We start from the raw sequence: 22,012 nt of genomic DNA on the forward strand, positions 1-22,012 counted from the left end.
GAACAACGAACCGTTTATCGGAGAGTCACGTTCGATATCCGACAAGATTCGGAACGGCCCGCCCCGCTTCAGTCGATGCAGAAGCGATGCGGGCCGATCCCCGGGGGACGGGGTCACGGTTCAGAATTTGGGCTCAGGAGTCTGGGCCGCGCACAGCTCTGCCGCCTCCTCGTCCGTCTCCACCGACGGGGGCGAGCCGTCCAGTGGCCGCTGGGCGGTCTCCTTCATGCAGGCCACTGCGATCACGCCGACCAGGGCCGCCGCCATCGCGTAGTACGCCGGCATCAGGTTCGTACCGCTCCAGCTGATCAGCGCGGTGATCACCAGCGGGGTCGTACCGCCGAAGAGCGAGGCCGAGAGGTTGTAGCCGACGGACAGGGAGCCGTAGCGGACCTGGGTGGGGAAGAGGGCCGGGAGTGCGGCGGACATCGTGCCGAGCATGCAGACCAGGGAGAGGCCCAGCATCAGCATGCCGATCGTGATGGCCGGGATGCCGTCCTGGCGGATCAGCAGGAAGGAGGGGAGCGAGAGGCAGAGGAAGCCCAGCATTCCGGCCATCAGCAGCGGCTTGCGGCCGAAGCGGTCGGAGAGCTTGCCGACCTGACTGATGATCAGCATCAGGAAGACCATGACGGCGAGCAGGATGAGCAGGCCGTGGGTCTCGCTGTAGCCGAGTTCGTCGGAGAGGTACGTCGGCATGTACGACAGCAGCATGTAGTCGGTGATGTTGTACGCGCCGACGAGGCAGATGCAGAGGATCAGCGTCGGCCAGTACTGCCGGAAGATCTTCGCGAGGTCGCCCTTGGCGGTGGTCTCGACGCTGTCGGCGGCTTCGGTGGCCTGAGCGTTGCCGCCCTCCAGTTTCTGGAAGGCGGGCGTCTCGTCGAGGCGCAGTCGGAGGTAGAGGCCGACCAGGCCGAGGGGGCCCGCGACGAGGAACGGGATGCGCCAGCCCCAGGACTCCATGGCGGGGGTGTCGAGGACGGCGGTGAGTGCGGTGACGAGGCCGGCCGCGCCGACGTATCCGGCCAGGGTGCCGAATTCGAGGAAGCTGCCGAAGTAGCCGCGGCGCTTGTCGGGGGCGTACTCGGCGATGAAGGTGGATGCGCCGCCGTACTCTCCGCCGGTGGAGAAGCCCTGGACCAGCCGGAAGAAGATCAGCAGGGCAGGTGCCCAGAGGCCGATCGAGGCGTGGGACGGGATGACGCCGATGGCGAAGGTGCCGACCGCCATCATGATCATGGTGAGGGCGAGGACCTTCTTGCGGCCGATCCGGTCGCCCATGGGGCCGAAGAACATTCCGCCGAGCGGGCGTACCAGGAAGGCGACCGCGAAGGTGGCGAACGAGGAGAGCAGCTGGGTGGTGTTGTTCCCGGACGGGAAGAAGACGTGACCCAGGGTGACGGCCAGGTAGGAGTAGATGCCGAAGTCGAACCACTCCATGGCGTTGCCGAGGGAGGCCGCCTTCACCGCCCGCTTGACTGCCTGGTCGTCGGTGACGGTGATGTCGGACCGGCGCAGCCTGGGGTTCTTCCGCTTTCGGATGGCGCGGAAGAGGGTGGGGTGGCGTTTGACCGCTTCGGGGTCGGCCGCCTGCTGAAGGTCGGAGGCCGCCATGGCCGGGTCCTTTCCTCGGTGGGTGTTCCAGGAAAGGCTTCTGCGCGGTCATGGCGGTCGCAAACCGATGGGGGGTGAAAGTGCGACGCCCGTCACAGGGGCGTGGTGGCGGTCAGATGCCGAGGTCCTTGATGATCTTGGCTACGTGGCCGGTTGCCTTGACGTTGTAGAGGGCGCGTTCGACCTTGCCCTTCTCGTCGACGATGATCGTGGAGCGGATGACACCCGTCACCGTTTTGCCGTAGAGCTTCTTCTCGCCGAATGCGGCGTAGGCCTCGAGGGTTTCCTTGGACGGGTCGCCGACGAGTGTGACCTTGAGGTTTTCCTTCTCGCGGAACTTGGCGAGCTTCTCCGGCTTGTCGGGGGAGACGCCGATGACGTCGTATCCGGCGCCGGTCAGGAGCTCCAGGTTGTCTGTGAAGTCGCATGCCTGCTTGGTGCAGCCGGGGGTGAGGGCGGCCGGGTAGAAGTAGACGATGACTTTGCGGCCCTTGTGGTCGGCGAGCGAGATGTCGTTGCCGTCGGCGTCGGGGAGGGTGAAGGCCGGGGCGGTGTCGCCGGGCTGGAGTCGCTCGCTCATGGTTCTCCTCAAGGGCGTGTGGGGTGTACGGGACCGAGCGTAATAGGGGTGCCGCCGGGTGTGCGGGCGGCCGAGCTGACAGACTGTCGATGAAGGTTTACCGGACGACGACCACGGAGGCGGCGCAGTGTCGGATGCCAGGACCCCTGCGCAGATCGAGGCGGACATCATCAGCAGGCGTGAGCAGCTTGCGGTGGTGCTCGATGAGATCGGGGTGCGGGTGCACCCGAAGACGATCATCGGCGATGCGAAGGCCAAGGCTGTCGAGGCCGCGGACCGGACGGCCGGGCGGGCGTTTGTCGCGGTGAATCGGACGGTGTCCGATGTGAAGGCGCAGTTCGTGTCGGAGGATGGCGCGCCGCGTCTGGAGCGGGTTGTTCCGGTGGCGTTGCTGGCGGCGGGTGTGCTCGGACTGGTCGTGGTGTCGGCGCGGCGGAAGAAGCGCTGAGAAGGCTGACCCCCGGGGGCGTGTGGCGCGGCTGTGGACAGGTAGGTTTCGGGTCGTGAGCGAGAACACCGACGACAAGCTGCCCATTCGCATGCTGCATGACCGCGTGCTGGTCCGGTCCGATTCGCCCGAGGGTGAGCGGCGTTCGGGCGGCGGCATCCTGATTCCGGCGACGGCTGCGGTCGGTCGTCGACTGGCCTGGGCCGTGGTGGTCGCGGTCGGCCAGAACGTGCGGACGGTGGAGCCGGGCGACCGGGTGCTGTACGACCCCGAGGACCGTGCGGAGGTCGAGGTGCGCGGTGTGGCGTATGTGCTGATGCGGGAGCGGGATCTGCACGCGGTGGCCGCGGACCGGTTCGAGGGTTCGGTGGATTCGACCGGGCTGTATCTGTAGCTCTCCCGATGTGCCTGACGTAAGGCCTGGTGACAGCCGTCACCAGGCCTTTTGCCTGTTCTTTGCTATGTTGGTGGGACCCCGACGAGACGCGCCGTACCGGGCTTTCGCAAAGACGACGCATCCGTGATGTCCGTGTGTCTGTGCTGTCGGAGGTGCCGTCGTGGCGTGGGTTCTGCTTGCTGTGGCCGGTCTGCTGGAAGTGGGCTGGTCGATCGGGATGAAGTACACCGACGGGTTCACCCGGCTGTGGCCGAGTGTGTTCACCGGATTCGGGATCGTGGCCAGCATGCTGCTGTTGTCGCAGGCGGCGAAGTCGCTGCCGATCGGTACGGCGTACGGCGTGTGGGTCGGTATCGGTGCGGCGGGTGCGGCGGTGCTGGGCATGGTGGTGCTGCACGAGCCGGTGACCGCCGCCCGGGTCTTCTTCGTGTGTCTGTTGCTGGTGGCCGTGGTGGGGTTGAAGGCGACCTCGGGGCACTGAGGCGTCGGCCGGCCGGATTCACCGGCGGATCGGGGCCGGGAGCGGGTCGGGGACCGGGGTCGAGGCCGGTTCCGGGCGGGCGCCGCCCACGCCGCGCGGGAAGAAGAAGTCGTCGATGTCGCCGTTGTCCCCTCCGTCGGTGAATCCGCCGTCGGGCGGGCCGGTGGGTGGGCCCGGCGGGGTGGCGGGTTCACTGTCGGTGGGGAAGCCGGGCGGGAACGGCGGGCTGTCCGGCGGCGTGGCCGACGGTGTCGCGGACGGGGTGCCTGTGTCGGTCGGTCCGGTGGCTTCGTCGGTCGGCAGGTAGGGTTCGTCGGCGCCGCTTTCGAGGGTGAGGTCGAAGTCCTGGACGCTGGTGCCCTGCAGCGCGGCGCCGGTGTACTGGGCCCAGGTCTGGGCGGGCGCGCCGCCGCCGTTGACCCGGGACAGGCCGAGTGCTCCGTACAGCGGTTTCTGCACCCCGGTGTCGGGGTCCTGGCCCATGACGGCGATGACGGTCGCGAGGTCGGGGGTGTAGCCGGCGAACCAGGCTGCCTTGTCCTCCTCGGCGGTGCCGGTCTTGCCGGCGGCGGGGCGGCCGGCGCCCTGGGCTGCGGTTCCTGAGCCGTTTTCGACGACGCTCTGCAGGATCGAGGTGGTGGTGTCGGCGGCTTCGCGGCTGACTGCCTGCTCGGTGCTCCGGTCGGGGAGGGCGAGGTCCTCGCCGTCCTTGCTGACCTTGTCGACGAGGGTGTACGTGGTGTGCCTGCCGTGGTTGGCGAGGGTCGCGTACGCCCCTGTCATGTCGAGGACGCTGGCGGTGGCGGTACCGAGCGCGATGGACGGCGATGCGGTGAGGTCGGGGGTGTTCTTGGGGATGCCGAGGTCGATGGCGGTCTGTTCGACGATGTCGGGGCCGACGTCCTCGGCCATCTGTGCGTAGACGGCGTTGACGGATTTGTCGGTGGCCATACGGACGGTGATCGGCCCGTAGCTGACGTCGTCCTCGTTGGCGGGGGCGTAGCCGGTGGGTCCGTTCGGCCCCTGGACCATGCGCCTGTTGGTGCCGTCGTAGACGGTGTTGGGGGTGATGCGCCGGCCGTCCTGGGTCCTGGAGCCGTTGGCGACCGCGGAGGTGAAGACGAAGGGTTTGAAGGTGGAGCCGACCTGGTAGTCGCGGCGCGTCGCGTTGTTGACGTACTGCTTGGTGTAGTCGATGCCGCCGTACATGGCGACGACCCGGCCGTTCGTGGGGTCGATGGAGGCGCCGCCGACGCGGACGTTGCGGTCGGCCGTGCGCTCGTCGCTCGTCTGCGACATGACGTTGTCGTCGACGGCTTCGACGAGGGCGTTCTGTTTCTTTTTCTCCAGCGTGGTGGTGATCCGGTAGCCGCCGGTGGCCAGCGTCCCCTCGTCGATGATCTGGTGGGTGGTGAGGTAGTCCTTGACGGCCTGGACGATGTAGCCGCGCTGTCCGGAGAGGCCGGTTGATCTCTTCACCTTGTCGGGCACGGGGAATTGCATGGTGGCGCGGTCGGCTGCGCTGAGCCAGTTCTCCTTGACCATGCCGTCGAGTACGTAGTGCCAGCGGGCGAGGGCCGCGGCCTTGTTCTCGGGGTGGACGACGACGTCGTACGCGCTGGGGGCGTTGAGCAGGGAGGCGAGGTACGCGCCTTCGGCGGTGGTGATGTCGCCGATGTCCTTGCCGTAGTACGCCTGGGCGGCGGCCTGGATGCCGTAGGCGTTGCGGCCGAAGTAGCTGGTGTTGAGGTAGCCCTCGAAGATGTGGTCCTTGCTCACCTCGCGGTTGAGTTTGATCGCGATGAAGAACTCTTTGATCTTGCGGATGACGGTCTGTTCCTGGCCGAGGTAGTAGTTCTTCACGAACTGCTGGGTGATGGTCGAACCGCCTTGTCTGCCCTTGCCGGTGAGGGTGTTCCAGCCGGCCCGGAACATGGCTTTGATGTCGACGGCGCGTTCGGAGTAGAAGTTGCGGTCCTCGGCGGCGAGGACGGCGTGCTGGACGGGGAGGGGGACCTGGGCGAGCTGGACGTTCTGCCGGTTGACGTCGCCGTCGCGGGCGATGACGGTGCCGTCCTTGTAGAGGTAGACGTTGGACTGCGCGGTGGCGGTGGGGTTGGCGGGCGGGATGCCGACGAGCTGGTATCCGGCGATGAAGCCGCCGATGAGGATCAGGGCGATCACCAGGACCGTGGCGAGTGCGGCCCGCCAGGTGGGGACGGCCCGGCGCCAGCCGGTGCGCCCCTTCTTCCCTCCGGGCGCGGCCGCCTGGCCTGCGGGTGCGCCGGTGCCGGCAGAGAGGTCCCTCGGGGTCCAGTTCCCGTTGCCGGGATCCCCGCTCTGCTGCTGTGGCTCGTCGCTCATGTCGGTGAAGACTCCTCGGCCGCGGTCAGTTCCCCCATACTGCACTTTTCTGCGCAATAAGCACCGGATCGACCTCCGGAGGGGGGGGCCGAAAAGCGGTCGCGGCGGCTGCTGCCGCTGGACTAGGGTCGTGCGCTTTGGTGCCCGGCGCCGTTGGGCGTCCGAGTGCGAACGAGTGCGGGGGCGATTGAGGTGCGGCTGTACGCGGTGGTCGCGGCGGGCGGGTTCCGGCGCTATGCCACCTATCGGATCGCGACGGCGGCGGGGGTGTTCACCAACACCGTCTTCGGTTTCATCCTGGCGTACACCTATATGGCCCTGTGGGACGAGCGGCCGCAGCTCGGCGGTTACGACATGTCCCAGGCGCTCACGTATGTGTGGCTGGGCCAGGCGCTGCTGGCGACGTGCGCCATGATGGGCGGCGGTTTCGAGGACGAGCTGATGGAGCGGATCCGTACCGGCGATGTGGCGATCGATCTCTACCGGCCGATCGATCTACAAATGTGGTGGCTGGCAGGGGACTTGGGGCGCGCGGCATATCAGCTGATGGCACGCGGCATCGCACCGATGGTGCTGGGCGCGCTCGCCTTCCCGCTGGCGCTGCCCACGTCGCCGGGGATCTGGCTGGCGTATCTGGTCTCGGTCACGCTCGGTGTGGTGGTCAGTTTCGCGGTGCGCTATCTGGTGGCGCTCTCCGCGTTCTGGCTGATGGACGGGGCGGGCGCGTCGCAGATCGCGTTTCTGGCGGGGTTGTTCTTCTCCGGGATGCTGCTTCCGCTGACCCTGTTCCCGGGGTTGCTGGGCGAGGTGGCGCGGGCACTGCCGTGGTCGGCGCTGCTGCAGGTGCCGGCCGATGTGTTCCTCGGCAAGCGCACGGGGTGGGGGCTGGTGGAGGCGTTCGCGTTCCAGGGCGGCTGGGCGCTGGCGCTGCTGCTGGCGGGGCGGCTGGTGCAGTCGGTGGCGACGCGGAGGGTGGTGGTCCAGGGTGGCTGAGGTTGCACAGACGGCACAGGCGGCGGAGGCCGGCGGGGGCGTCGAGGCGCCCGAGGTGGCGTTCGCCGAGCGGTCGAGGCTGGTCGAGGGGGTCCGTGCGTACGGGCTGATCGCCTCGATGTGGCTGCGCTCGACGATGGCGTACCGGGCCTCGTTCGTCATGACGACGCTCGGGAACTTCGCGGCGACGGGCTTCGACTTCGTCGCGATCATGCTGATGTTCGCGCACGTCGACGAGTTGGGCGGCTACACGCTGCCGGAGATCGCCCTGCTGTACGGGGCTTCGGGCACCGCGTTCGGCCTGGCCGATCTGGTGCTGGGGTCGATGGACCGGCTGGGCCGCCGGGTCCGTGACGGCACGCTGGACACGCTGCTGGTGCGCCCGGTGCCGGTGCTCGCCCAGGTGGCGGCGGACCGGTTCGCGCTGCGCAGGCTGGGGCGGATCACGCAGGGGCTGCTGGTGCTCGGGTACGCCCTGGTGACGCTGGACATCGACTGGACACCGCTGCGGGTGGCGATCGTGCCGCTGATGCTGCTGACCGGGGCAGCGATCTTCGGGGCCGTGTTCGTGTGCGGGGCGGCGTTCCAGTTCTTCGCGCAGGACGCCGCCGAGGTGCAGAGCTCCTTCACGTACGGCGGGAACACGCTGCTCCAGTACCCGCCGACGATCTTCGCGAAGGACCTGGTGCGCGGGGTGACGTTCGTCGTGCCGCTGGCCTTCGTGAACTGGCTGCCCGCGCTGTATGTGCTGGGCCGGGACTACCCGCTGGGACTGCCGGAGTGGGTGGCGTTCCTGCCTCCGGTGGTGGCGGGGGTGTGCTGGGTGCTCGCGGGGACGGCGTGGCGGGCGGGCCTGCGCTCGTACCGGAGTACGGGAAGTTGACCGGCGGGAGAACGAGGGCATCGGACATGGACATGGACACGGATACCGACTTCATCGAGCTCGACAACGTCGAGAAGGTCTTCGACGTGCGCCGCAGGACGGGCTTCCTGCGCAGTGAGCGCCGCGAGGTCCGCGCGGTCGACGGGATCAGCTTCCGCGTGCCGCGCGGCGAGATGGTCGGCTACATCGGCCCGAACGGCGCGGGCAAGTCGACCACCATCAAGATGCTGACCGGCATCCTCACCCCGAGCGGCGGCCGGCTGCGGGTCGCAGGCATCGACCCGTCCAGGGAGCGTACGAGGCTGGCGCACCGGATCGGTGTGGTCTTCGGCCAGCGCACCACGCTCTGGTGGGACCTGCCGCTGCGGGACTCGTACCGGCTGGTGCACCGGATGTACCGGATCCCGGACGCCCGCTACCGGGAGAACCTGGACCGCTGCGTCGAACTCCTCGATCTGGGCGAGCTGTTGGACGTACCGGTGCGGCAGCTGTCGCTCGGGCAGCGGATGCGCGGCGATATCGCGGCGGCGCTGCTGCACGACCCGGAGGTGCTGTACCTCGACGAGCCGACGATCGGCCTCGATGTGGTCTCCAAGGCGAAGGTCCGTGGCTTCCTTCGCGACCTGAACGCCGAGCGGGGTACGACGGTGCTGCTCACCACCCATGATCTGACGGACATCGAGCAGCTCTGCCGACGGGTGATGGTGATCGACCACGGTCGTCTGATGTACGACGGAGCGCTCGCCGGACTGCATGAGATCGGCGCGAGCGAACGCACCCTGGTCGTCGACCTGGAGCGCGAACTCCCCGCGATCCGGCTGGAGTCGGAGCCTTCGGTGCGTACGGTGAAGGTGGAGGGGCCGCGGCAGTGGCTGGCGTTCCCCGCGTCCGGATCGGCGGCCCCGCTGGTGGCGCGGATCGCCGCGGAGTATCCGCTGGTGGACCTGTCGGTGCGGGAGCCGGACATCGAGGCCGTGATCGCGAGGATGTACGCGTCGGCCGGCGGCGCTTACAACCTTGGGAGCGATTGAGTTCGGGGCGTGCTGGCCTGGCGGGTTGGCTGGTGGGTGATCAGCAGGCGGCCTGCCGGCTGAGCACCAGTTCGGTGCTCGCCTTGCGGCGGGTCGCCCGCCGGGCGGAGCGGTCAGAGACCAGGGTGGCGATCGCGAGGTGGGTCTCGGCGTAGGTCTCGCGGCGGCCGGTGAACCGCTGCAGGGGCCGCCACTGCTTGTACTCGGCATTGGTGTGCTCCACGCAGATCCGCGCGGAGGACTGGCGGCGTCTCTGCTCGCGCCAGGCGTGGTGCTCGCCCAGCGGCGCGTCGTCCTTCGGTTTCTTCGGCGGGGCGCTGACCTGGCCGGGGAACTCGTTGGCCAGGCCCCGGTAGCCCTCGTCGACCTCGGCCTTGACCTTGGGGTGCTGGTGGAACTGCTCGGCGATGCCCTCGGTGCGCACGGCAGTCTGGTCGTGCATGCGGCCCGGCCGGACCACGCCGCTGAACAGGGTGCGACCCTGCGGGTCACTGAAGGTGGTGGTCTTGATGGTGTTCTGCTTCTTCTTGCCGGAGACGAACGCCTTGCGGCCGGGGCGGTGGGCGCGGGGGCGTCGGACCTGCACTTCGGTGCCGTCGATGCGCAGGTCAACGCCCTCCGCGCCGGCGTAGGCGAACAGGTCCTCCAGCGTGCGCAGCCGGACCCCCGGCCGGTCCGGGACGGCGAAGCCGCGGGCCGCCAGCAGCGGGCGGACCTCGCGGATCGCTCCGGAGACGGTGGAGCGGTCCACTGCGTACAACTCGGCCAGAGCGGCGTGCGGGATCCCAAGCCGCAGGTGGACCAGCGTGACCAGGAGCCGGTCGACGAAGACCAGGCGCTGCTTGGGCCCGGCGCCAGCCGCCCGCCTCCGGTCTCCGCCACGCCGCTCGTGTAGCGCCGACTCCCGCGCGGCCTGCCACCGGGGCGCGAGTTCTTTGAGTAACTCGCCGAAGTGTGCGCGCGGGACCCCGGACAGGGCAGGATGGGAACAGGCCGCACGGGCCCAGGTAAACCTCACAACTCACTCAACCCATACGGCCGTTCTCATGTCACGGGCCAGTGCCACAGCACTCTTGATCGTTTACTAAGTGGAGCCTAAGCTCCTGTGCCCATGGATATGGGGGAACCGGACCGCGGGCGGCGGGCATGGCGCGACGGGCTGGTCAGGCGTCGTACAGCCGTGGCTCTGCTGGCCGGGGCGGCGGGGCTGGTCGTTCTAGGCACAGTGTTCGTCCTACTGCCGGGTGTGGTGGTCGACCACGATCTCGCCGGGGCGAGCGTCGCCGCACAGGATCGACTGAAGGCGGTGAACGATGTCCGTACGACGCTTCTGCAGGTGGTCGGCGGCCTGGTCGTGCTCTTCGGCGCGTATGCCACCTGGCGGCAACTGCGGGTGAGTCAGGACGGTTTGCGCGCCACCCAGGAGGGCTACGTCACCGACCGATTCAGCCGGGCCGTCGACCAGCTCGGCAGCGACAAGCTGGATGTGCGCATCGGCGGGTTGCACGCGCTGTGGCGGATCGCGGAGCAGTCCGCCCGCGACCGGGAGGCCATCATCTCCATCCAGGCCGCGTATCTGCGTACGCACCTGCCCTGGCCACCCGCCGGGCCGGAATCACCGGCGGCAGACGTGCCCATCAACGACATCGCACCCCTGGAGACTCGCGCCGCCGACGCCCAGGTGGCGCTGACCGCGCTCGGCGTGCTGTGCCAGCACCGGGAGCAGTCCTGGGTCAATCTCAGCATCACCGACTTGCGCCGGGCCGACTGCGACGGACTCTGGTTCCCCGAGGTCAACTTCGACCGCGCTTGCCTGGAGGCCGCCGGCCTGTACCACGCCAATCTGACCCAGGCGTCCCTGGTCTCGGTCAACCTGCGGCACGCCGACCTCACGACTGCGATTCTCCGCCGGGCTCGCTGCATTCTGGCCGACCTACGGGGCGCGAAGCTGGTCGAAACCGACTTGCGTGACGCCGACTTCACTGAGACCGACCTGCGCGAGGCGAACCTGCGCAAGGCCGTCGCCCACGGCGCGGTCTTCCAACGCGCCGATCTCCGCATGGCCGACTTGCGCGGCACCGACTTGAGCACCGCCAACCTTGTCGAAGCACGCCTGACCGGCGCCGTGGCCAGCGAGCACACCCGCTGGCCCGCCGACTTCGACCACACGGCCGCGGGAGTCGTCGACACCGATGACCCCGGCCCCGAGCCCTCGCCCCTACTCCAGCCCCCGGGGATGACGTGGCAGGCGCCGCCGCTGCGGTCCACTCCCTGACCAAGACGCGCCGGTCAAGACAGCGGCGACCGCGATCCGCCTGACGGCACCACTCCTCCTCAGCGGCGTCCTGATCGCGCAGGGGCACCAGACCGCCAGGCAGATCCGGAGCTGGTATCGCTCCCAAGGTCGTTAGTCGGATGTGAGACGACGTCAATTATCGCTGACGACAGTCGGATCGGTGACGTGGGCGGACGCGTTCAATAGGCTGCTCGGCATGACGAGCGAACATCCGGACATGCGTGCTTCCGATGCCGAGCGTGAGCGTGTCGCCGAGGTCCTGCGCGAGGCGGTGGCCGAGGGCCGGCTGCAGATGGAGGAGTTCGAGCAGCGGCTCGACGCGACCTACAAGGCCCGTACGCATGGTGAGTTGGAGCCACTGGTCCGTGACCTTCCGGCGCCGGGCGGGGTGGTGGCACCGGTGGGTCCGGGAAGCTCGCCCGCGCGGACGGGTTCGACCGGTGTCGACTGGGCGGCACGTGTCGGCGGCCCCGCCACCTCGACGGGGGCGTTCGCCTTCTGGGGCGGTTTCAGGCGCAAGGGCACGTGGACGGTGGCCCGGAAGTTCACCGCGTTCGCGATGTGGGGCGGCGGCGAGATCGATCTGCGCGAGGCCCGCTTCGAGGACCGTGAGGTCGTCGTCCGCTGCTTCACGATCATGGGCGGGATGCAGGTGACGGTCCCGCCGGAGCTGGATGTCGAGGTCAGGGGCATCGGCATCATGGGCGGCTTCGGCGACCGGGCGTCGGGCGAGGGCATTCCCTCGCCGGGCTCGCCGCGGGTGCGGATCACCGGCTTCGCGCTGATGGGCGGGGTCGATGTGGAGCGCAAGCGGACGAAGGCGGAGAAGGAACGGGAGCGGGAGCGTGCCCGGCAGCTGAAGAAGGGCCCGGGGGAGGACTAGGGCCTCTCGTTCGGATCATGCTGGGCTCGCGGGGTCCGGCACGCGTATCTGCGGCGTTGTCGTCGGTTTTCCCCGAGCTCTCGGCTTCGCTCAAGCAGGGGAGACCTCATTCGCTCCGCGTGGGCTCCTTCCTCCGCCTCGCAGCTGCACGCGCCACGGTGACATCAGCCGCTCCGCGGCGGGCCGCTCCCTGATCCAGCCTGATCCAAACGAAAGACCCCAGGACCCGTACGGCGACGGGGGACACGTCGGTGCGCCGTGCAGGGCGCACCGGACCCTATTGCTCCGGTCAACCGGTCAGAGTTGGTCGGACGCCGGCCTGTTCTGGTGCAGGGTCCGCAGATCCACCTGCTGCCCCAGCCGCAGATATCCGTTGTCGTTGAGATGCAGATGGTCGCCGCAGTCGAACTCCGGGAGGAGCCTGCTCGGCCGGTACGGGTCGCGTACCACCCGGTCGAAGTCGACGACCTCGTCGAAGATGCCGCCTGCCCGGATCAGCGCGTTGACCTGCCTCCGTACGGCGTCCTCGGCGGGTGCCCAGGCGAGGGAACCCTCGAACGGCATCAGTGTGGCCCCGACGACGTGCAGCCCGCGGGCATGGGCACGCTCCGTCATGGCCCTGAGCGCGTCCGCGATCCGCTGCGGGTCCCGCTCCTTCGGGAACTGCTGCACGTCGTTGATGCCGAGCGCGATGATGACGGTCTTCACATCGGCGACGCCCAGCACATCGCGGTCGAAGCGGGCACTCGCCCGCTGCCCGTACATCTGCCCGTAGCCCTGCCCGTCGCGCAGGATGCGGTTGCCGGCGATGCCCTGGTTGACCACCGCGTACCGGCCGCGAAGCCGGTCGGAGAGGACGTCGGGCCAGCGGCTGTTGGCATCGAGGGTCGAGCCGGTGCCCGCGGTCAGCGAGTCACCGATGGCGACGACCGCCCCGGCGGCAGCCTTGTTGCGGACGTCCACGGCGGTGAGGTAGCGCCACAGGTTGCTGCGCCACGTGCCGTTTCTGTCGGCCACGTACGAGGTCTGGTGGCTGTTCGGGTGGATGGTGACGGGGCCGTCCGCGGTGGGCGTGCGCAGGGTGACGACGAGATCGGCGTCGGGGGCGACAGGGACGACGACCGGGTCGCTGACGATCTGTCCGCCTGCCGGGATCGTGACGGACGGGGTGCCGCGGAAGGAGACGGGCCGGGTGTTCACCGTGGCCTGATCGACGAGCAGCGGGTGCGTGCCGAAGAGGTTGGAGAGGGTGATGCGGGCCGCGTCGCCGCCGATGCTGGTGTGCACGACGTTACGGATGGTGCGCTGGGTCAGGTCGTCATCGTCGTACGTGTCCGCCACACCGGCCGTCGGAGCCCCGGCCCAGGTGCCGATCCAGACACCGGTGGAGTGGGCCGGCGCGGCGGGCGTACGGGCCACCGACTCCGTGCCGACCTGCTTCGCTCCACCGCCGGAGAACAGCAGGGATCCGGCGAGCGCCACGATCGCGGCGAGCGCGGCGGTGCCCGCCACGAGGGCTGTGAGCAGGGCGGGTCCGTGGCGCCTGGGCATGGGCGGAGTGTCTCCTCGTGGTGGTGCGGGCTGATCTCATGATGAAGCAGGGCGCGGGGGAACTCGACATGCGGCCCGGGAGTAGGTCAGGTAAGGACAATGCGTACGGGGCACCGGGGGCGATGCGTACGTGTACGCGGACGGGTGGAGCGGATGGAACGGATCGAGCGGAGCACGTCGGACGAGCCGGGTGGCGGACCGGCCGAGCCCGCACGGGCACTGGGCGCGGAGGGGAGTTCCGGCACGGCAGCCTCCGCTCCCGTGCGCCACGCCCCCCTCGCCTCCTTCGCGTACACGGCCGCCGACGAGGAGAAGCGGCGTGGCGTACGCCGTATGAAGACCACGGCCACCGGCCTCCTTCTGCTTGTCGCGCTCGTGTACGTCCTCGCCACCTGGGCGAAGAACGCGGGTGTGGGCGGCTGGCCGGGCTTCGTTGCCGCGGCCGCCGAGGCGGGGATGGTGGGTGCGCTGGCCGACTGGTTCGCCGTCACGGCGCTGTTCAAACGTCCGCTCGGCCTGCCGATCCCGCACACCGCCATCATCCCTACCAAGAAGGACCAGCTCGGGGCCTCATTGGGTTCCTTCGTCGGGGAGAATTTTCTTTCGGGCGATGTCGTACGCGGCCGGATACACGCTCTCGGTATCGGCGGCCGGCTCGGCGCCTGGCTGGCGGAGCCGGACCACGCCGACCGGGTGACCGCCGAGCTGGCGACCGCGCTGCGCGGTGCGCTGACCGTCCTGCGTGACTCCGACGTACAGGCCGTGGTCGGTGAGGCGATCACTCGGCGGGCGGACGCGGTGGAGGTCGGCCCCGGTCTTGGCAAGATGCTGGAGACGATCGTCGCGGACGGCGGCCACCGCAGGGTCGTGGACCTGCTCTGCGTACGCGCGCACGACTGGCTGATCCTGCACGGCGACTCGGTGATGGACGCGGTGCAGGGTGGGGCACCGGGCTGGACGCCACGGTTCGTCGACAGGCGGGTGGGGGAGCGGGTCTACAAGGAGCTGCTGCGTTTCGTGACCGAGATGCGGGACATGCCGGAGCATCCGGCGCGCTACGCGATCGACACGTTCCTGACGGACTTCGCCGCCGACCTCCAGACCGACTCGGACACCCGGGCGCGGGTGGAGCGGCTGAAGTCGGAGATCCTGGGGCGCCGCGAGGTCCAGGACGTCATCGCGTCGGCCTGGTCGTCCGTCCGCATGATGATCATCACGGCTGCGGAGGACGAGCAGAGCGAGCTGCGGCTGCGGGCGCGCGCCTCGCTGATGTCGCTGGGGGCGCGGCTGGCGACGGACGGCCGGCTCCAGGCGAAGCTGGAGGGCTGGCTGGAGGACGCGGCGGTGTATGTCGTCACGACGTACCGCACGGAGATCACGTCGCTGATCAGTGACACGGTCGCGAGCTGGGACGCGGATCAGACGTCGAAGAAGATCGAGGCGCACATCGGCCGTGACCTGCAGTTCATCCGAATCAACGGCACGGTGGTGGGTGCGCTGGCGGGACTGCTGATCTATACGGTGTCACGGGCGTTCGGCGCGTAACGACACACCTTGCGAGGGTTCCGGGTGCGTACCCGGCCTGTCGTACGGGTACGCACCCGGGTTACGCGGGGGAGTGCTCTTGAATACGGGCCCCGTCGCCCTCGCGTTCAGTGTTCCGCGGGCCTCGCGGGAAAATTTCTCAGGCAGCGCGGCGGGTGACCGCCCATGACGCGGCGGCGACCGTGCCCGCCACGGTGAAGACGGCCGGCCAGGCGCCGAGCTTCTTGGCCAGCGGGTGCGATCCGGCGAACGCGGCGACGTACGCCGTGGTCAGGGCGGTGGCCGCGCGGGGTCCGGCCTGCCGGTTCCACTCGTACGCGGCGACGGATCCCGCGGCGGCGAGCGCGACTCCACCCAGCGGCCGCTTCTTGGTCCAACGCGCGATCGCGTACCCGCCGACCAGTCCGCTCGCCGCCACTGCCGCTGTCGGAACCTTCGCCATAGCCGCCACCTTCGCCTTCTCGCCGGCCGGTTCTTCTCGCTGTCCGGCTCTTGTCCGTTTCCGAGGCTAACGCGGCGGGCGGACCTCGGGTTGCCGGAGGGGGTGCACATGCGTTTACCCTGATGGTGAACATATGTGCACCCCCCTCAGGCTTCCGCCACCGGCACCACTGCCGAGCACCGTACGGAGAATGCATGTCCGCGGACATATCCGCCCTTGACGGGGCAACCGGGCAGACCCGGACCCCGCACCATCCTCGCTTCGCCGTAGGCGTCCTCGCGTTCTGCGGTGTCGTGGTCGCGGTCATGCAGACGATCGTCGTCCCGCTCCTCCCGCACATCCCGGCCCTCACCGGCGCGACCCCCACCGCCGCGAGCTGGCTGGTCACGGTCACTCTCCTCACCGGCGCCGTCTTCACACCCGTCCTGGGCCGGGTCGGCGACATGTACGGCAAACGGCGGGTGCTCGTCGCATCGCTCGCGGTCCTCGTGATGGGCTCGGTGCTGTGCGCCGTCAGCTCCCACATCGGCGTACTCATCACCGGCCGCGCCCTCCAGGGCGCCGCGCTCGCCGTCGTACCGCTGGGCATCAGCATCCTGCGTGACGAACTCCCGCCCGAGCGGGTCCTCTCCGCGGTCGCCCTGATGAGTTCGACGCTCGGCATCGGTGCGGCGGTCGGTCTGCCGGTCGCGGCGCTCGTCGTCGAGAACTTCGACTGGCACACCATGTTCTGGGTGTCGGGTGCGATCGGCCTCATCGACATAGTGCTGGTGCTCTGCTGCGTACCGGAGTCCCCGCTGCGCACCCGCGGCCGCTTCGATGCCGTCGGCGCGCTGGGTCTGTCCGCGGCCCTGGTCTGCCTGCTGCTCGCGGTGACGCAGGGTGCCGACTGGGGCTGGACGTCGACGCGTACGGTCGGCCTGCTCGTCGCGGCCGTGGTGGTGGCGCTGCTTTGGGGCGCGTACGAGCTCCGCGTGCCGACGCCCATGGTCGACCTGCGGGTCTCGGCCCGCCCCGCCGTCCTGCTCACCAACGTCGCTGCCCTGCTGATCGGCTTCGCCTTCTACGCGAACTCGCTGGTCACCGCGCAGATGGTGCAGGAGCCGAAGGCGACGGGCTACGGGCTCGGCGCCTCGCTCGTCGTCAGCGGGCTCTGCCTGCTGCCGGGCGGTGTGGCGATGGTGGCGCTGTCGCCGGTGTCGGCGCGGATCTCGGCGACGTACGGGCCGAAGGTCAGCCTGGCGCTGGCGGCGGGGATCATCGCCGTCGGCTACGTGGTGCGCTATTTCACCAGCCACAGCCTGTGGCTGATCATCGCCGGTGCGACGGTCGTCGCCTCGGGCACGGCCATCGCGTACTCGGCGCTGCCCGCCCTGGTGATGCGCGGGGTCCCGGTCAGCGAGACGGGTGCGGCCAACGGCCTCAACACGTTGATGAGGTCGATCGGGCAGGCCTTCTGCAGCGCGACGGTGGCGGCGGTCCTCGCCAACATCACGTTCCAGGCGGGCGGCCGGACGGCGCCGACGCTCCACGCGTACCAGGTCGTCTTCGTGGTCGCGGCGGCCGCGGCGCTGCTGGCGCTGGCGGTCACGCTGTTCCTGCCCGGCAGCCGTACACCTGAGACAGGTACGGTCGGAGTGGACCGCAAGGACCGTAGAGGCGGTGCGCGGACGATCCCGATCGAGGAGGGCGCATGAGTGGCAGCGAGGCCACCGCTCCGGCCCCTTCGCCGTCTCCGGCCGCCGCCGCCGACCAGGGCACGGGCCGGGACGCGATCCTGCGCGCGGCGCGGCGTGCGTTCACCCAGCGCCCGTACGCCGAGGTGACCATCCGGGGGATCGCCGCAGACGCCGGAGTCAGCCCCTCCCTGGTCGTGAAGCACTTCGGCCGCAAGGAAGAACTCTTCAACACCGTCGCCGACTTCGGCCCGGCCGCCGAGGAACTCTTCGACGCCCCGCTCGACATGCTGGGCCGCCACATGGTGGTGACTCTCGTACGCCGCCGGCGCGAGCTGAAGTCGGACCCGCTCCTGCGCGTCGTGTTCTCCCTGGGCAACCAGGACGAACGCTCGCTGCTGCGCGACCGCTTCCACGAGCAGGTCACCGAGGCGCTGATCGCCCGCCTCCCCGGCAGTGAACGCACCCTGCGCGCCGAGCTGATCGCCGGCCACCTTCTCGGCCTCGGCGCCACACTGAGCCTGCACCGCGAGGGCGCGGGTTCACTGGCCACCCCCGAACACCTCGCCGATCTGTACGCGCCGGCACTCCAGACCCTGATCACGGGCTGAGGCCGCCAGGCGCGGAGGGCCGACCGTGGCGGTATGGTCTGGGCCAATCGACGAGGGGGGCCTCATGTCTGTCCGTACCACCCCTGCCCGTTCCACCCGTGCCCGCATGCGTGCCGCTGCCGGGCTGACCGTGCTGATGGGCGCGTGCCTGATGGGCTGCAGCAGCGTCGAGACGTCTGACGGGCCCGGGGGCGACGTCCCTTACGTGGCGCCGTCGGCGAACGCGGCGGTCGCGTCCAGGGCGGCGGAGGCGCAAGCCGAAGCGGACGCCCAGGCGTCAGCCGATGCGGAGGACGCCGCCCGTATGTCCTCCGACAAGCCCGCGAGCAGGCCCGCGCAGGTCCGTGACGCGTTCGCCACCCTCCAGGCGACCCTGGACGACACCTGCACCCCGGGAACGGCCGACTGCGCCTACGTCCTGGGACGGGTCCACGACGAACTGGCGGGCCTGGAAGCGTCGATGAAGGCGTATCCGAAGGACCCGGGGCACTTCAAGGAGCCCGTGGCCTGGATGACCACCCTGGACAGGGCGCTGAAGGGCGACACCTCCACGGAGAACCTGGAGAAGCACCGCTCCGAGCTGTTCGGCACGCGCGACCGCATCAACACGTGGATGCAGGGCCACCCGGAGGACTACCGCTGACGGAACCGCGTCGTTTCAGGAGAGCCAGTCGGCGTAGTGGGTGGGGGCGATACGGGCGTCGCCCTTGGCGGTGAGGACGTCGCCCCGGACGGCGGCGAACATGCCGGCGGTGTCGTCGGTGACGACAGTCCGGCCGTCGGGGCGGGCGTTCAGGGTCATCCGGCCGAGTTCGTCGAGGGGGAGGACGTCGGGCCCGGCGATGTTCAGGATGCCGTTCAGAGGGGTTCCGGCAGCGACTTCGGCGACAGCGTCGGAGACATCCTGGGCGGCGATCGGCTGGATCGGGGTGGCGGGCAGCCGGACGGTGTCGCCATCAGTGGTCATGGCCAGGACCGAATCCATGAAGTCCATGAACTGGGTGGCGCGGACGATCGAGTAGGGGATCGGCCCGGCCTTGAGGATGGTTTCCTGAAGGACCTTGGCCCGGTAGTAGTCGAGGCCCGGCACCTGATCCACGCCGACGATCGAGAGAATGACGACGTGGCCCACCCCGCCCTTCCGGGCGGCGGCCAGGAGGTTGTCCATCGAGGTCTGGAAGAACGCCGGGGAGGCGTCGTCGAAGGTCGGGGAGTTCGTCAGGTTGACGACGACATCGACGCCGGCCACCGCTTGGTCCAGGCCCTGGCCGGTGATGACGTCGACACCTGTGGACAGCGAGTGCGGCACGGCCTCGTGTCCCGCCGCGTTCAGCTTCTTCACGACCTGCGACCCGATCCGGCCGGTACCGCCCATTACAGCGAACTTCATGGGTCACCTTTCGTCGCGCACCACTGCATGGCTCTCTGGAGCCCCGATGGCGCACTGGGGAGGGAAAGGGATCTGACAGCGAATCCGAATCAGGGCCGGTGCCCGTCTTCGCTTTGATGCTCCGGCAATGGTGCGACGACTTCTTCTTCGCCGTGACGCGATTACTCGGTGCCCGTGGCCATTGCCGTATACCGGTCGGCTCGCCGACGTCCGGAACCGGCCCGGGGTCCGCGTGTGGAATGCACCGCCGCGGTCAGGCAGGCCGCGGAGCCCGCCGGTCCTTACGCTGTGCCAGCTCCTCGTCATCGACCAGGGTAAGCATGGGCCGGCCCGGGGCGCACATCATCGTCACGAGGAAACGGCTCCGGGAATCCGTTCGGTTGTTTCCGTCCTGATAGTGGATTACGTCTCCGCCCGGCTCCCAAAAGGTTTCCCCGGCCCTGATCACACGCTCCGGCTCACCTTCGAGCTCGAAGAGCATCTCCCCCTCCAACATGTAGCCGAAGGCCGGCCCCGAATGCCGGTGCGGAGGAGTGCCCGGATCTCCTGGGGGGAATTCGACGAGAACGGTCATCGCCTCGGCCCCTTCCGGGATGTACGGCGGCTCGGCCGTCTGCAGCACGGTCAGCGCGGTCTTCCATGCTTCGGACCGTGGTTTCCGACCTGTGTTCGCGGGCTCGTTGCTCGACATGGTGAAGCCTCCAGTGGCCTGGGCTGCACGGCCCAGTTTCGCACCGGCCCGAACGTGTCGCCTGTCGCCCGACGCAGCGCTCGGGCACCGTCCTGGGCCGCGTGTGACGCCGCTTCGGCGGGGCCGGGGCTCCACAGGGGCCATGGCATGTCGACCAGGATCATCGCGGTGAAAAGTGGCCCGCCTTGAGCCAGGAGCCTGACGCTGTCGGGAATCTTGGCGGGCCAAGGGCTGCGGCGCGCCGGGCCGGATTCGAGCACGCCACGGACCAGGGGCTGCCATCGGCGCGGGTCAGGACGAGCAGGGCCCGCACCGCGGCAGGTCGATGGCGTGGCGCGCATTCACGCGGACCTCGGTCAGGATCCTCCGGCGTCGCGGATGGCTCTGATCTCCGGGTAGACCGGCTGCCACATGGCGTCCAGCACCAGCTTGCCGAAGCCGTCGTCGACCTCCGTGCGGGCGACGCCGTCGCGGGCAGCGGCGCGGCCGACCGCTCCCGCCACCGCGGCGGAGGTCGCGCGCAGTGCGTCGGGCAGCGGGAGGACGGGCGCGCCCGGCGTACTCCCGTCGACCTGTCCGGCCACCGCGTGGGCGGCGGCGACGAGCATGCCGTCGGTGACACGGGTGGCGCGGGCGAGGATGGCACCCAGGCCCAGCCCAGGAAAGATCAGCGCGTTGTTCGCCTGGCCGATCAGATAGGTCACGCCCCGGTACTCGACCGGTTCGAAGGGGCTGCCGGTGGCCACCAGCACCCGCCCATCGGTCCATTTCAGCAGGTCGGCGGGGGTGGCCTCGGCCAGTGGGGTCGGATTGGACATCGGCAGGATGACCGGCCGCCGGGTGTGGGCGGCCATCTCCCGTACGACCTGTTCGGTGAAAGCACCGCCCTGCCCGGAGGTGCCGATCAGAACCGTCGGCCGGACCCGACGGACCACCTCGGCGAGGGCGACGCCGCCGTGCTGCGCGTCCCGTTCCCAGCCGGCCACCTCGGCCGCCGGACGGGCGTAGCGGACCTGGGCGTCGCGCAGGCCGTCCTGGTCGTCGGTCAGCAGGCCGTACCGGTCCACGGCCCAGAAGCGGCGGTCGGCCTCCTCCTCCGGCAGCCCGTCGGTCACCAGGGCGTCGCGGAACTGGTCGGCGATGCCCGTGCCGGCGCTTCCGGCGCCGAAGATGACGATGCGGTGGTCGGTCATCGCCATGCCGCTGGCCTTCGTCGCGGACAGCACGGCGGCGAGATTGACGGCGCCGGTGCCCTGGACGTCGTCGTTGAAGGTGAACACCCGGTCGCGGTAGTGGTCCAGGATGCGGCGGGCGTTGGCGGTGCCGAAGTCCTCCCAGTGCAGCAGCGCGTCGGGGAAGAGCCTGTTCGCGGTGGTCACGTACGCGTCGATGAACGCGTCGTACGTCTTCTCGTCCACGCGCGGATGGCGGTTGCCCAGGTAGAGGGGGTCCTCCAGCAGTTGCTGCCGGTTGGTGCCGACATCCAGCATGACGGCGAGCGTGCGGTTGGGGTCGACCCCGCCGGCCGCGGTGTAGACGGCGAGTTTGCCCTCGGAGATGTCGATGCCGCCGACGCCCCAGTCGCCGATGCCCAGGATCGCCTCACCGTCGGTCGCCACGATCAGATCGACGTCGCCGGCCCCGAGACCGGAGCCGCGCAGCGCGTCCTCGATCTCCTCGGGGGCGTTCACGGAGAGATAGATTCCGTGCGGGCGGCGGAACTCGTAGCTGTAGCGCTCGATCGCGGTGCCGACGGTCGGGGTGTAGACGATCGGCAGCATCTCGCCGAGGTGGTCGCCGACGAGCCGGTAGAACAGCACCTCGTTGCGGTCGTGCAGACCGGTCAGATAGACGTTCTTGGCGAGGTCGGTGGGCTGCGAACGGTACTGCGCGTAGGCACGCACCGCCTGCTGGTCCTGGGTGAGGGACTGCGACGGCACCAGGCCGACCAGGCCCAGTGTCGCGCGTTCCTCCGGCGTGAAGGCCGTGCCGCGGTTGAGCCGTGGATCGGCGAGTACGGCCCGGCCCGTCGCGGTGGTCTCGAAGCGGTGTTCCCCGGCGATCCACTGGGTGCCCATGAGCGGTCTCCCGTCGTCGGCCCTCGTCGGCGCGGTCGGATTCTGGGATACGCGG

The 22,012-nt window shown here is 69.5% G+C and carries 21 protein-coding genes and 1 riboswitch; of the genes, 12 read left to right on the forward strand and 9 right to left on the reverse strand.

Translation table 11 applies throughout. The annotated features are described in order from the left end of the window. Window positions 1-120: 120 nt before the first annotated feature. Both proP and bcp read right to left on the reverse strand, forming a co-directional pair. Window positions 121-1,617, reverse strand: coding sequence for a glycine betaine/L-proline transporter ProP (proP, locus tag ACIA8E_RS17645; RefSeq protein ID WP_399298899.1), 1,497 nt, complete (start codon window positions 1,615-1,617; stop codon window positions 121-123). A 112-nt stretch (window positions 1,618-1,729) separates the two neighbouring features. After that, window positions 1,730-2,197 (reverse strand): thioredoxin-dependent thiol peroxidase, encoded by a 468-nt coding sequence (gene bcp / locus ACIA8E_RS17650; RefSeq protein WP_399298901.1) that lies wholly within the window; start codon window positions 2,195-2,197, stop codon window positions 1,730-1,732. Between the two features lie 127 nt (window positions 2,198-2,324). On the opposite strand from bcp, the gene ACIA8E_RS17655 reads away from it, so the two are divergent. From ACIA8E_RS17655 to ACIA8E_RS17665, 3 genes are all read left to right on the forward strand, one after another. Then, complete coding sequence (locus ACIA8E_RS17655) at window positions 2,325-2,645, forward strand: DUF3618 domain-containing protein (RefSeq protein WP_093776834.1); 321 nt, start codon at window positions 2,325-2,327, stop codon at window positions 2,643-2,645. Window positions 2,646-2,700: 55 nt separating this feature from the next. Beyond that, complete coding sequence (locus ACIA8E_RS17660) at window positions 2,701-3,039, forward strand: co-chaperone GroES (RefSeq protein ID WP_031087845.1); 339 nt, start codon at window positions 2,701-2,703, stop codon at window positions 3,037-3,039. Window positions 3,040-3,097: 58 nt separating this feature from the next. Continuing rightward, a riboswitch (guanidine-III (ykkC-III) riboswitch) is annotated at window positions 3,098-3,164 on the forward strand. A gap of 38 nt (window positions 3,165-3,202) precedes the next feature. Next, window positions 3,203-3,523, forward strand: coding sequence for a DMT family transporter (locus ACIA8E_RS17665; protein ID WP_399298904.1), 321 nt, complete (start codon window positions 3,203-3,205; stop codon window positions 3,521-3,523). Window positions 3,524-3,541: 18 nt separating this feature from the next. On the opposite strand, the gene ACIA8E_RS17670 is transcribed toward ACIA8E_RS17665, so the two are convergent. Beyond that, on the reverse strand, window positions 3,542-5,887 hold the full coding sequence (locus ACIA8E_RS17670) for a transglycosylase domain-containing protein (protein ID WP_399298906.1): 2,346 nt from the start codon (window positions 5,885-5,887) through the stop codon (window positions 3,542-3,544). A 192-nt stretch (window positions 5,888-6,079) separates the two neighbouring features. On the opposite strand from ACIA8E_RS17670, the gene ACIA8E_RS17675 reads away from it, so the two are divergent. From ACIA8E_RS17675 to ACIA8E_RS17685, 3 genes are read left to right on the forward strand one after another with little or no spacing between them, the layout of a single operon-like run. After that, entirely contained in the window at window positions 6,080-6,880 is an 801-nt protein-coding gene (locus tag ACIA8E_RS17675; protein ID WP_313941559.1) for an ABC-2 family transporter protein, read from the forward strand. Continuing rightward, window positions 6,873-7,763 carry an ABC transporter permease gene (locus ACIA8E_RS17680; RefSeq protein WP_399298908.1) on the forward strand — a complete coding sequence of 297 codons (891 nt, stop codon included), beginning with the start codon at window positions 6,873-6,875 and terminating at the stop codon, window positions 7,761-7,763. Before ACIA8E_RS17675 ends, ACIA8E_RS17680 begins: the two co-directional genes overlap by 8 nt. Window positions 7,764-7,789: 26 nt before the next feature. Continuing rightward, window positions 7,790-8,794 carry an ATP-binding cassette domain-containing protein gene (locus ACIA8E_RS17685; protein ID WP_399298910.1) on the forward strand — a complete coding sequence of 335 codons (1,005 nt, stop codon included), beginning with the start codon at window positions 7,790-7,792 and terminating at the stop codon, window positions 8,792-8,794. 40 nt (window positions 8,795-8,834) lie between these two features. Here ACIA8E_RS17685 and ACIA8E_RS17690 read toward each other — a convergent pair whose 3' ends face one another. After that, window positions 8,835-9,812 carry a transposase family protein gene (locus ACIA8E_RS17690; protein WP_399298912.1) on the reverse strand — a complete coding sequence of 326 codons (978 nt, stop codon included), beginning with the start codon at window positions 9,810-9,812 and terminating at the stop codon, window positions 8,835-8,837. A gap of 93 nt (window positions 9,813-9,905) precedes the next feature. Here ACIA8E_RS17690 and ACIA8E_RS17695 point away from each other — a divergent pair, with 93 nt between their 5' ends. Continuing rightward, window positions 9,906-11,069 (forward strand): pentapeptide repeat-containing protein, encoded by a 1,164-nt coding sequence (locus ACIA8E_RS17695; protein WP_399298914.1) that lies wholly within the window; start codon window positions 9,906-9,908, stop codon window positions 11,067-11,069. A gap of 217 nt (window positions 11,070-11,286) precedes the next feature. Then, complete coding sequence (locus ACIA8E_RS17700; protein WP_399298916.1) at window positions 11,287-11,973, forward strand: DUF1707 domain-containing protein; 687 nt, start codon at window positions 11,287-11,289, stop codon at window positions 11,971-11,973. Between the two features lie 297 nt (window positions 11,974-12,270). Here the strand turns inward: ACIA8E_RS17700 and ACIA8E_RS17705 are convergent, their stop codons facing one another. Then, window positions 12,271-13,524, reverse strand: coding sequence for an SGNH/GDSL hydrolase family protein (locus ACIA8E_RS17705; protein ID WP_399298918.1), 1,254 nt, complete (start codon window positions 13,522-13,524; stop codon window positions 12,271-12,273). Between the two features lie 153 nt (window positions 13,525-13,677). Between ACIA8E_RS17705 and ACIA8E_RS17710 the strand changes: the two genes are divergently transcribed. Continuing rightward, complete coding sequence (locus ACIA8E_RS17710) at window positions 13,678-15,069, forward strand: DUF445 domain-containing protein (protein WP_399298920.1); 1,392 nt, start codon at window positions 13,678-13,680, stop codon at window positions 15,067-15,069. Between the two features lie 139 nt (window positions 15,070-15,208). Here ACIA8E_RS17710 and ACIA8E_RS17715 read toward each other — a convergent pair whose 3' ends face one another. Continuing rightward, window positions 15,209-15,511 (reverse strand): hypothetical protein, encoded by a 303-nt coding sequence (locus ACIA8E_RS17715; protein WP_352262552.1) that lies wholly within the window; start codon window positions 15,509-15,511, stop codon window positions 15,209-15,211. 194 nt (window positions 15,512-15,705) lie between these two features. Here ACIA8E_RS17715 and ACIA8E_RS17720 point away from each other — a divergent pair, with 194 nt between their 5' ends. The 3 genes from ACIA8E_RS17720 to ACIA8E_RS17730 all read left to right on the forward strand — a co-directional run bounded on the left by ACIA8E_RS17720 (window position 15,706) and on the right by ACIA8E_RS17730 (window position 18,441). Further along, window positions 15,706-17,208 carry an MFS transporter gene (locus ACIA8E_RS17720; protein ID WP_399298922.1) on the forward strand — a complete coding sequence of 501 codons (1,503 nt, stop codon included), beginning with the start codon at window positions 15,706-15,708 and terminating at the stop codon, window positions 17,206-17,208. Beyond that, window positions 17,205-17,798 carry a TetR family transcriptional regulator gene (locus tag ACIA8E_RS17725; protein ID WP_399298924.1) on the forward strand — a complete coding sequence of 198 codons (594 nt, stop codon included), beginning with the start codon at window positions 17,205-17,207 and terminating at the stop codon, window positions 17,796-17,798. The genes ACIA8E_RS17720 and ACIA8E_RS17725 overlap by 4 nt, the downstream gene beginning before the upstream one ends. Window positions 17,799-17,862: 64 nt before the next feature. Further along, the gene (locus ACIA8E_RS17730) at window positions 17,863-18,441 is read left to right on the forward strand and encodes a hypothetical protein (protein ID WP_399298926.1); all 579 of its coding nucleotides are present in this window, start codon (window positions 17,863-17,865) and stop codon (window positions 18,439-18,441) included. 15 nt (window positions 18,442-18,456) lie between these two features. On the opposite strand, the gene ACIA8E_RS17735 is transcribed toward ACIA8E_RS17730, so the two are convergent. The 3 genes from ACIA8E_RS17735 to ACIA8E_RS17745 all read right to left on the reverse strand — a co-directional run bounded on the left by ACIA8E_RS17735 (window position 18,457) and on the right by ACIA8E_RS17745 (window position 21,957). Continuing rightward, window positions 18,457-19,188: an SDR family oxidoreductase gene (locus tag ACIA8E_RS17735; protein WP_399298928.1), complete on the reverse strand. Its 732-nt coding sequence runs from the start codon at window positions 19,186-19,188 to the stop codon at window positions 18,457-18,459. Between the two features lie 253 nt (window positions 19,189-19,441). Further along, window positions 19,442-19,879: a cupin domain-containing protein gene (locus ACIA8E_RS17740; RefSeq protein WP_399298930.1), complete on the reverse strand. Its 438-nt coding sequence runs from the start codon at window positions 19,877-19,879 to the stop codon at window positions 19,442-19,444. 356 nt (window positions 19,880-20,235) lie between these two features. Beyond that, on the reverse strand, window positions 20,236-21,957 hold the full coding sequence (locus ACIA8E_RS17745; RefSeq protein WP_399298932.1) for an NAD-dependent malic enzyme: 1,722 nt from the start codon (window positions 21,955-21,957) through the stop codon (window positions 20,236-20,238). Between the last annotated feature and the right edge of the window lie 55 nt (window positions 21,958-22,012).

This window comes from Streptomyces sp. NPDC051664 (assembly GCF_044453545.1).
Lineage (GTDB): Bacteria > Actinomycetota > Actinomycetes > Streptomycetales > Streptomycetaceae > Streptomyces.

What these genes read in the sequence shown, in the direction of transcription:
- proP (WP_399298899.1), bottom strand. Translation starts at nt 1,617, where the DNA reads ATGGCGGCCTCCGACCTTCAGCAGGCGGCCGACCCCGAAGCGGTCAAA.
- bcp (WP_399298901.1), bottom strand. Translation starts at nt 2,197, where the DNA reads ATGAGCGAGCGACTCCAGCCCGGCGACACCGCCCCGGCCTTCACCCTC.
- ACIA8E_RS17670 (WP_399298906.1), bottom strand. Translation starts at nt 5,887, where the DNA reads ATGAGCGACGAGCCACAGCAGCAGAGCGGGGATCCCGGCAACGGGAAC.
- ACIA8E_RS17685 (WP_399298910.1), top strand. Translation starts at nt 7,790, where the DNA reads ATGGACATGGACACGGATACCGACTTCATCGAGCTCGACAACGTCGAG.
- ACIA8E_RS17695 (WP_399298914.1), top strand. Translation starts at nt 9,906, where the DNA reads ATGGATATGGGGGAACCGGACCGCGGGCGGCGGGCATGGCGCGACGGG.
- ACIA8E_RS17700 (WP_399298916.1), top strand. Translation starts at nt 11,287, where the DNA reads ATGACGAGCGAACATCCGGACATGCGTGCTTCCGATGCCGAGCGTGAG.
- ACIA8E_RS17705 (WP_399298918.1), bottom strand. Translation starts at nt 13,524, where the DNA reads ATGCCCAGGCGCCACGGACCCGCCCTGCTCACAGCCCTCGTGGCGGGC.
- ACIA8E_RS17710 (WP_399298920.1), top strand. Translation starts at nt 13,678, where the DNA reads ATGGAACGGATCGAGCGGAGCACGTCGGACGAGCCGGGTGGCGGACCG.
- ACIA8E_RS17715 (WP_352262552.1), bottom strand. Translation starts at nt 15,511, where the DNA reads ATGGCGAAGGTTCCGACAGCGGCAGTGGCGGCGAGCGGACTGGTCGGC.
- ACIA8E_RS17720 (WP_399298922.1), top strand. Translation starts at nt 15,706, where the DNA reads ATGTCCGCGGACATATCCGCCCTTGACGGGGCAACCGGGCAGACCCGG.
- ACIA8E_RS17725 (WP_399298924.1), top strand. Translation starts at nt 17,205, where the DNA reads ATGAGTGGCAGCGAGGCCACCGCTCCGGCCCCTTCGCCGTCTCCGGCC.
- ACIA8E_RS17730 (WP_399298926.1), top strand. Translation starts at nt 17,863, where the DNA reads ATGTCTGTCCGTACCACCCCTGCCCGTTCCACCCGTGCCCGCATGCGT.
- ACIA8E_RS17735 (WP_399298928.1), bottom strand. Translation starts at nt 19,188, where the DNA reads ATGAAGTTCGCTGTAATGGGCGGTACCGGCCGGATCGGGTCGCAGGTC.
- ACIA8E_RS17740 (WP_399298930.1), bottom strand. Translation starts at nt 19,879, where the DNA reads ATGTCGAGCAACGAGCCCGCGAACACAGGTCGGAAACCACGGTCCGAA.
- ACIA8E_RS17745 (WP_399298932.1), bottom strand. Translation starts at nt 21,957, where the DNA reads ATGGGCACCCAGTGGATCGCCGGGGAACACCGCTTCGAGACCACCGCG.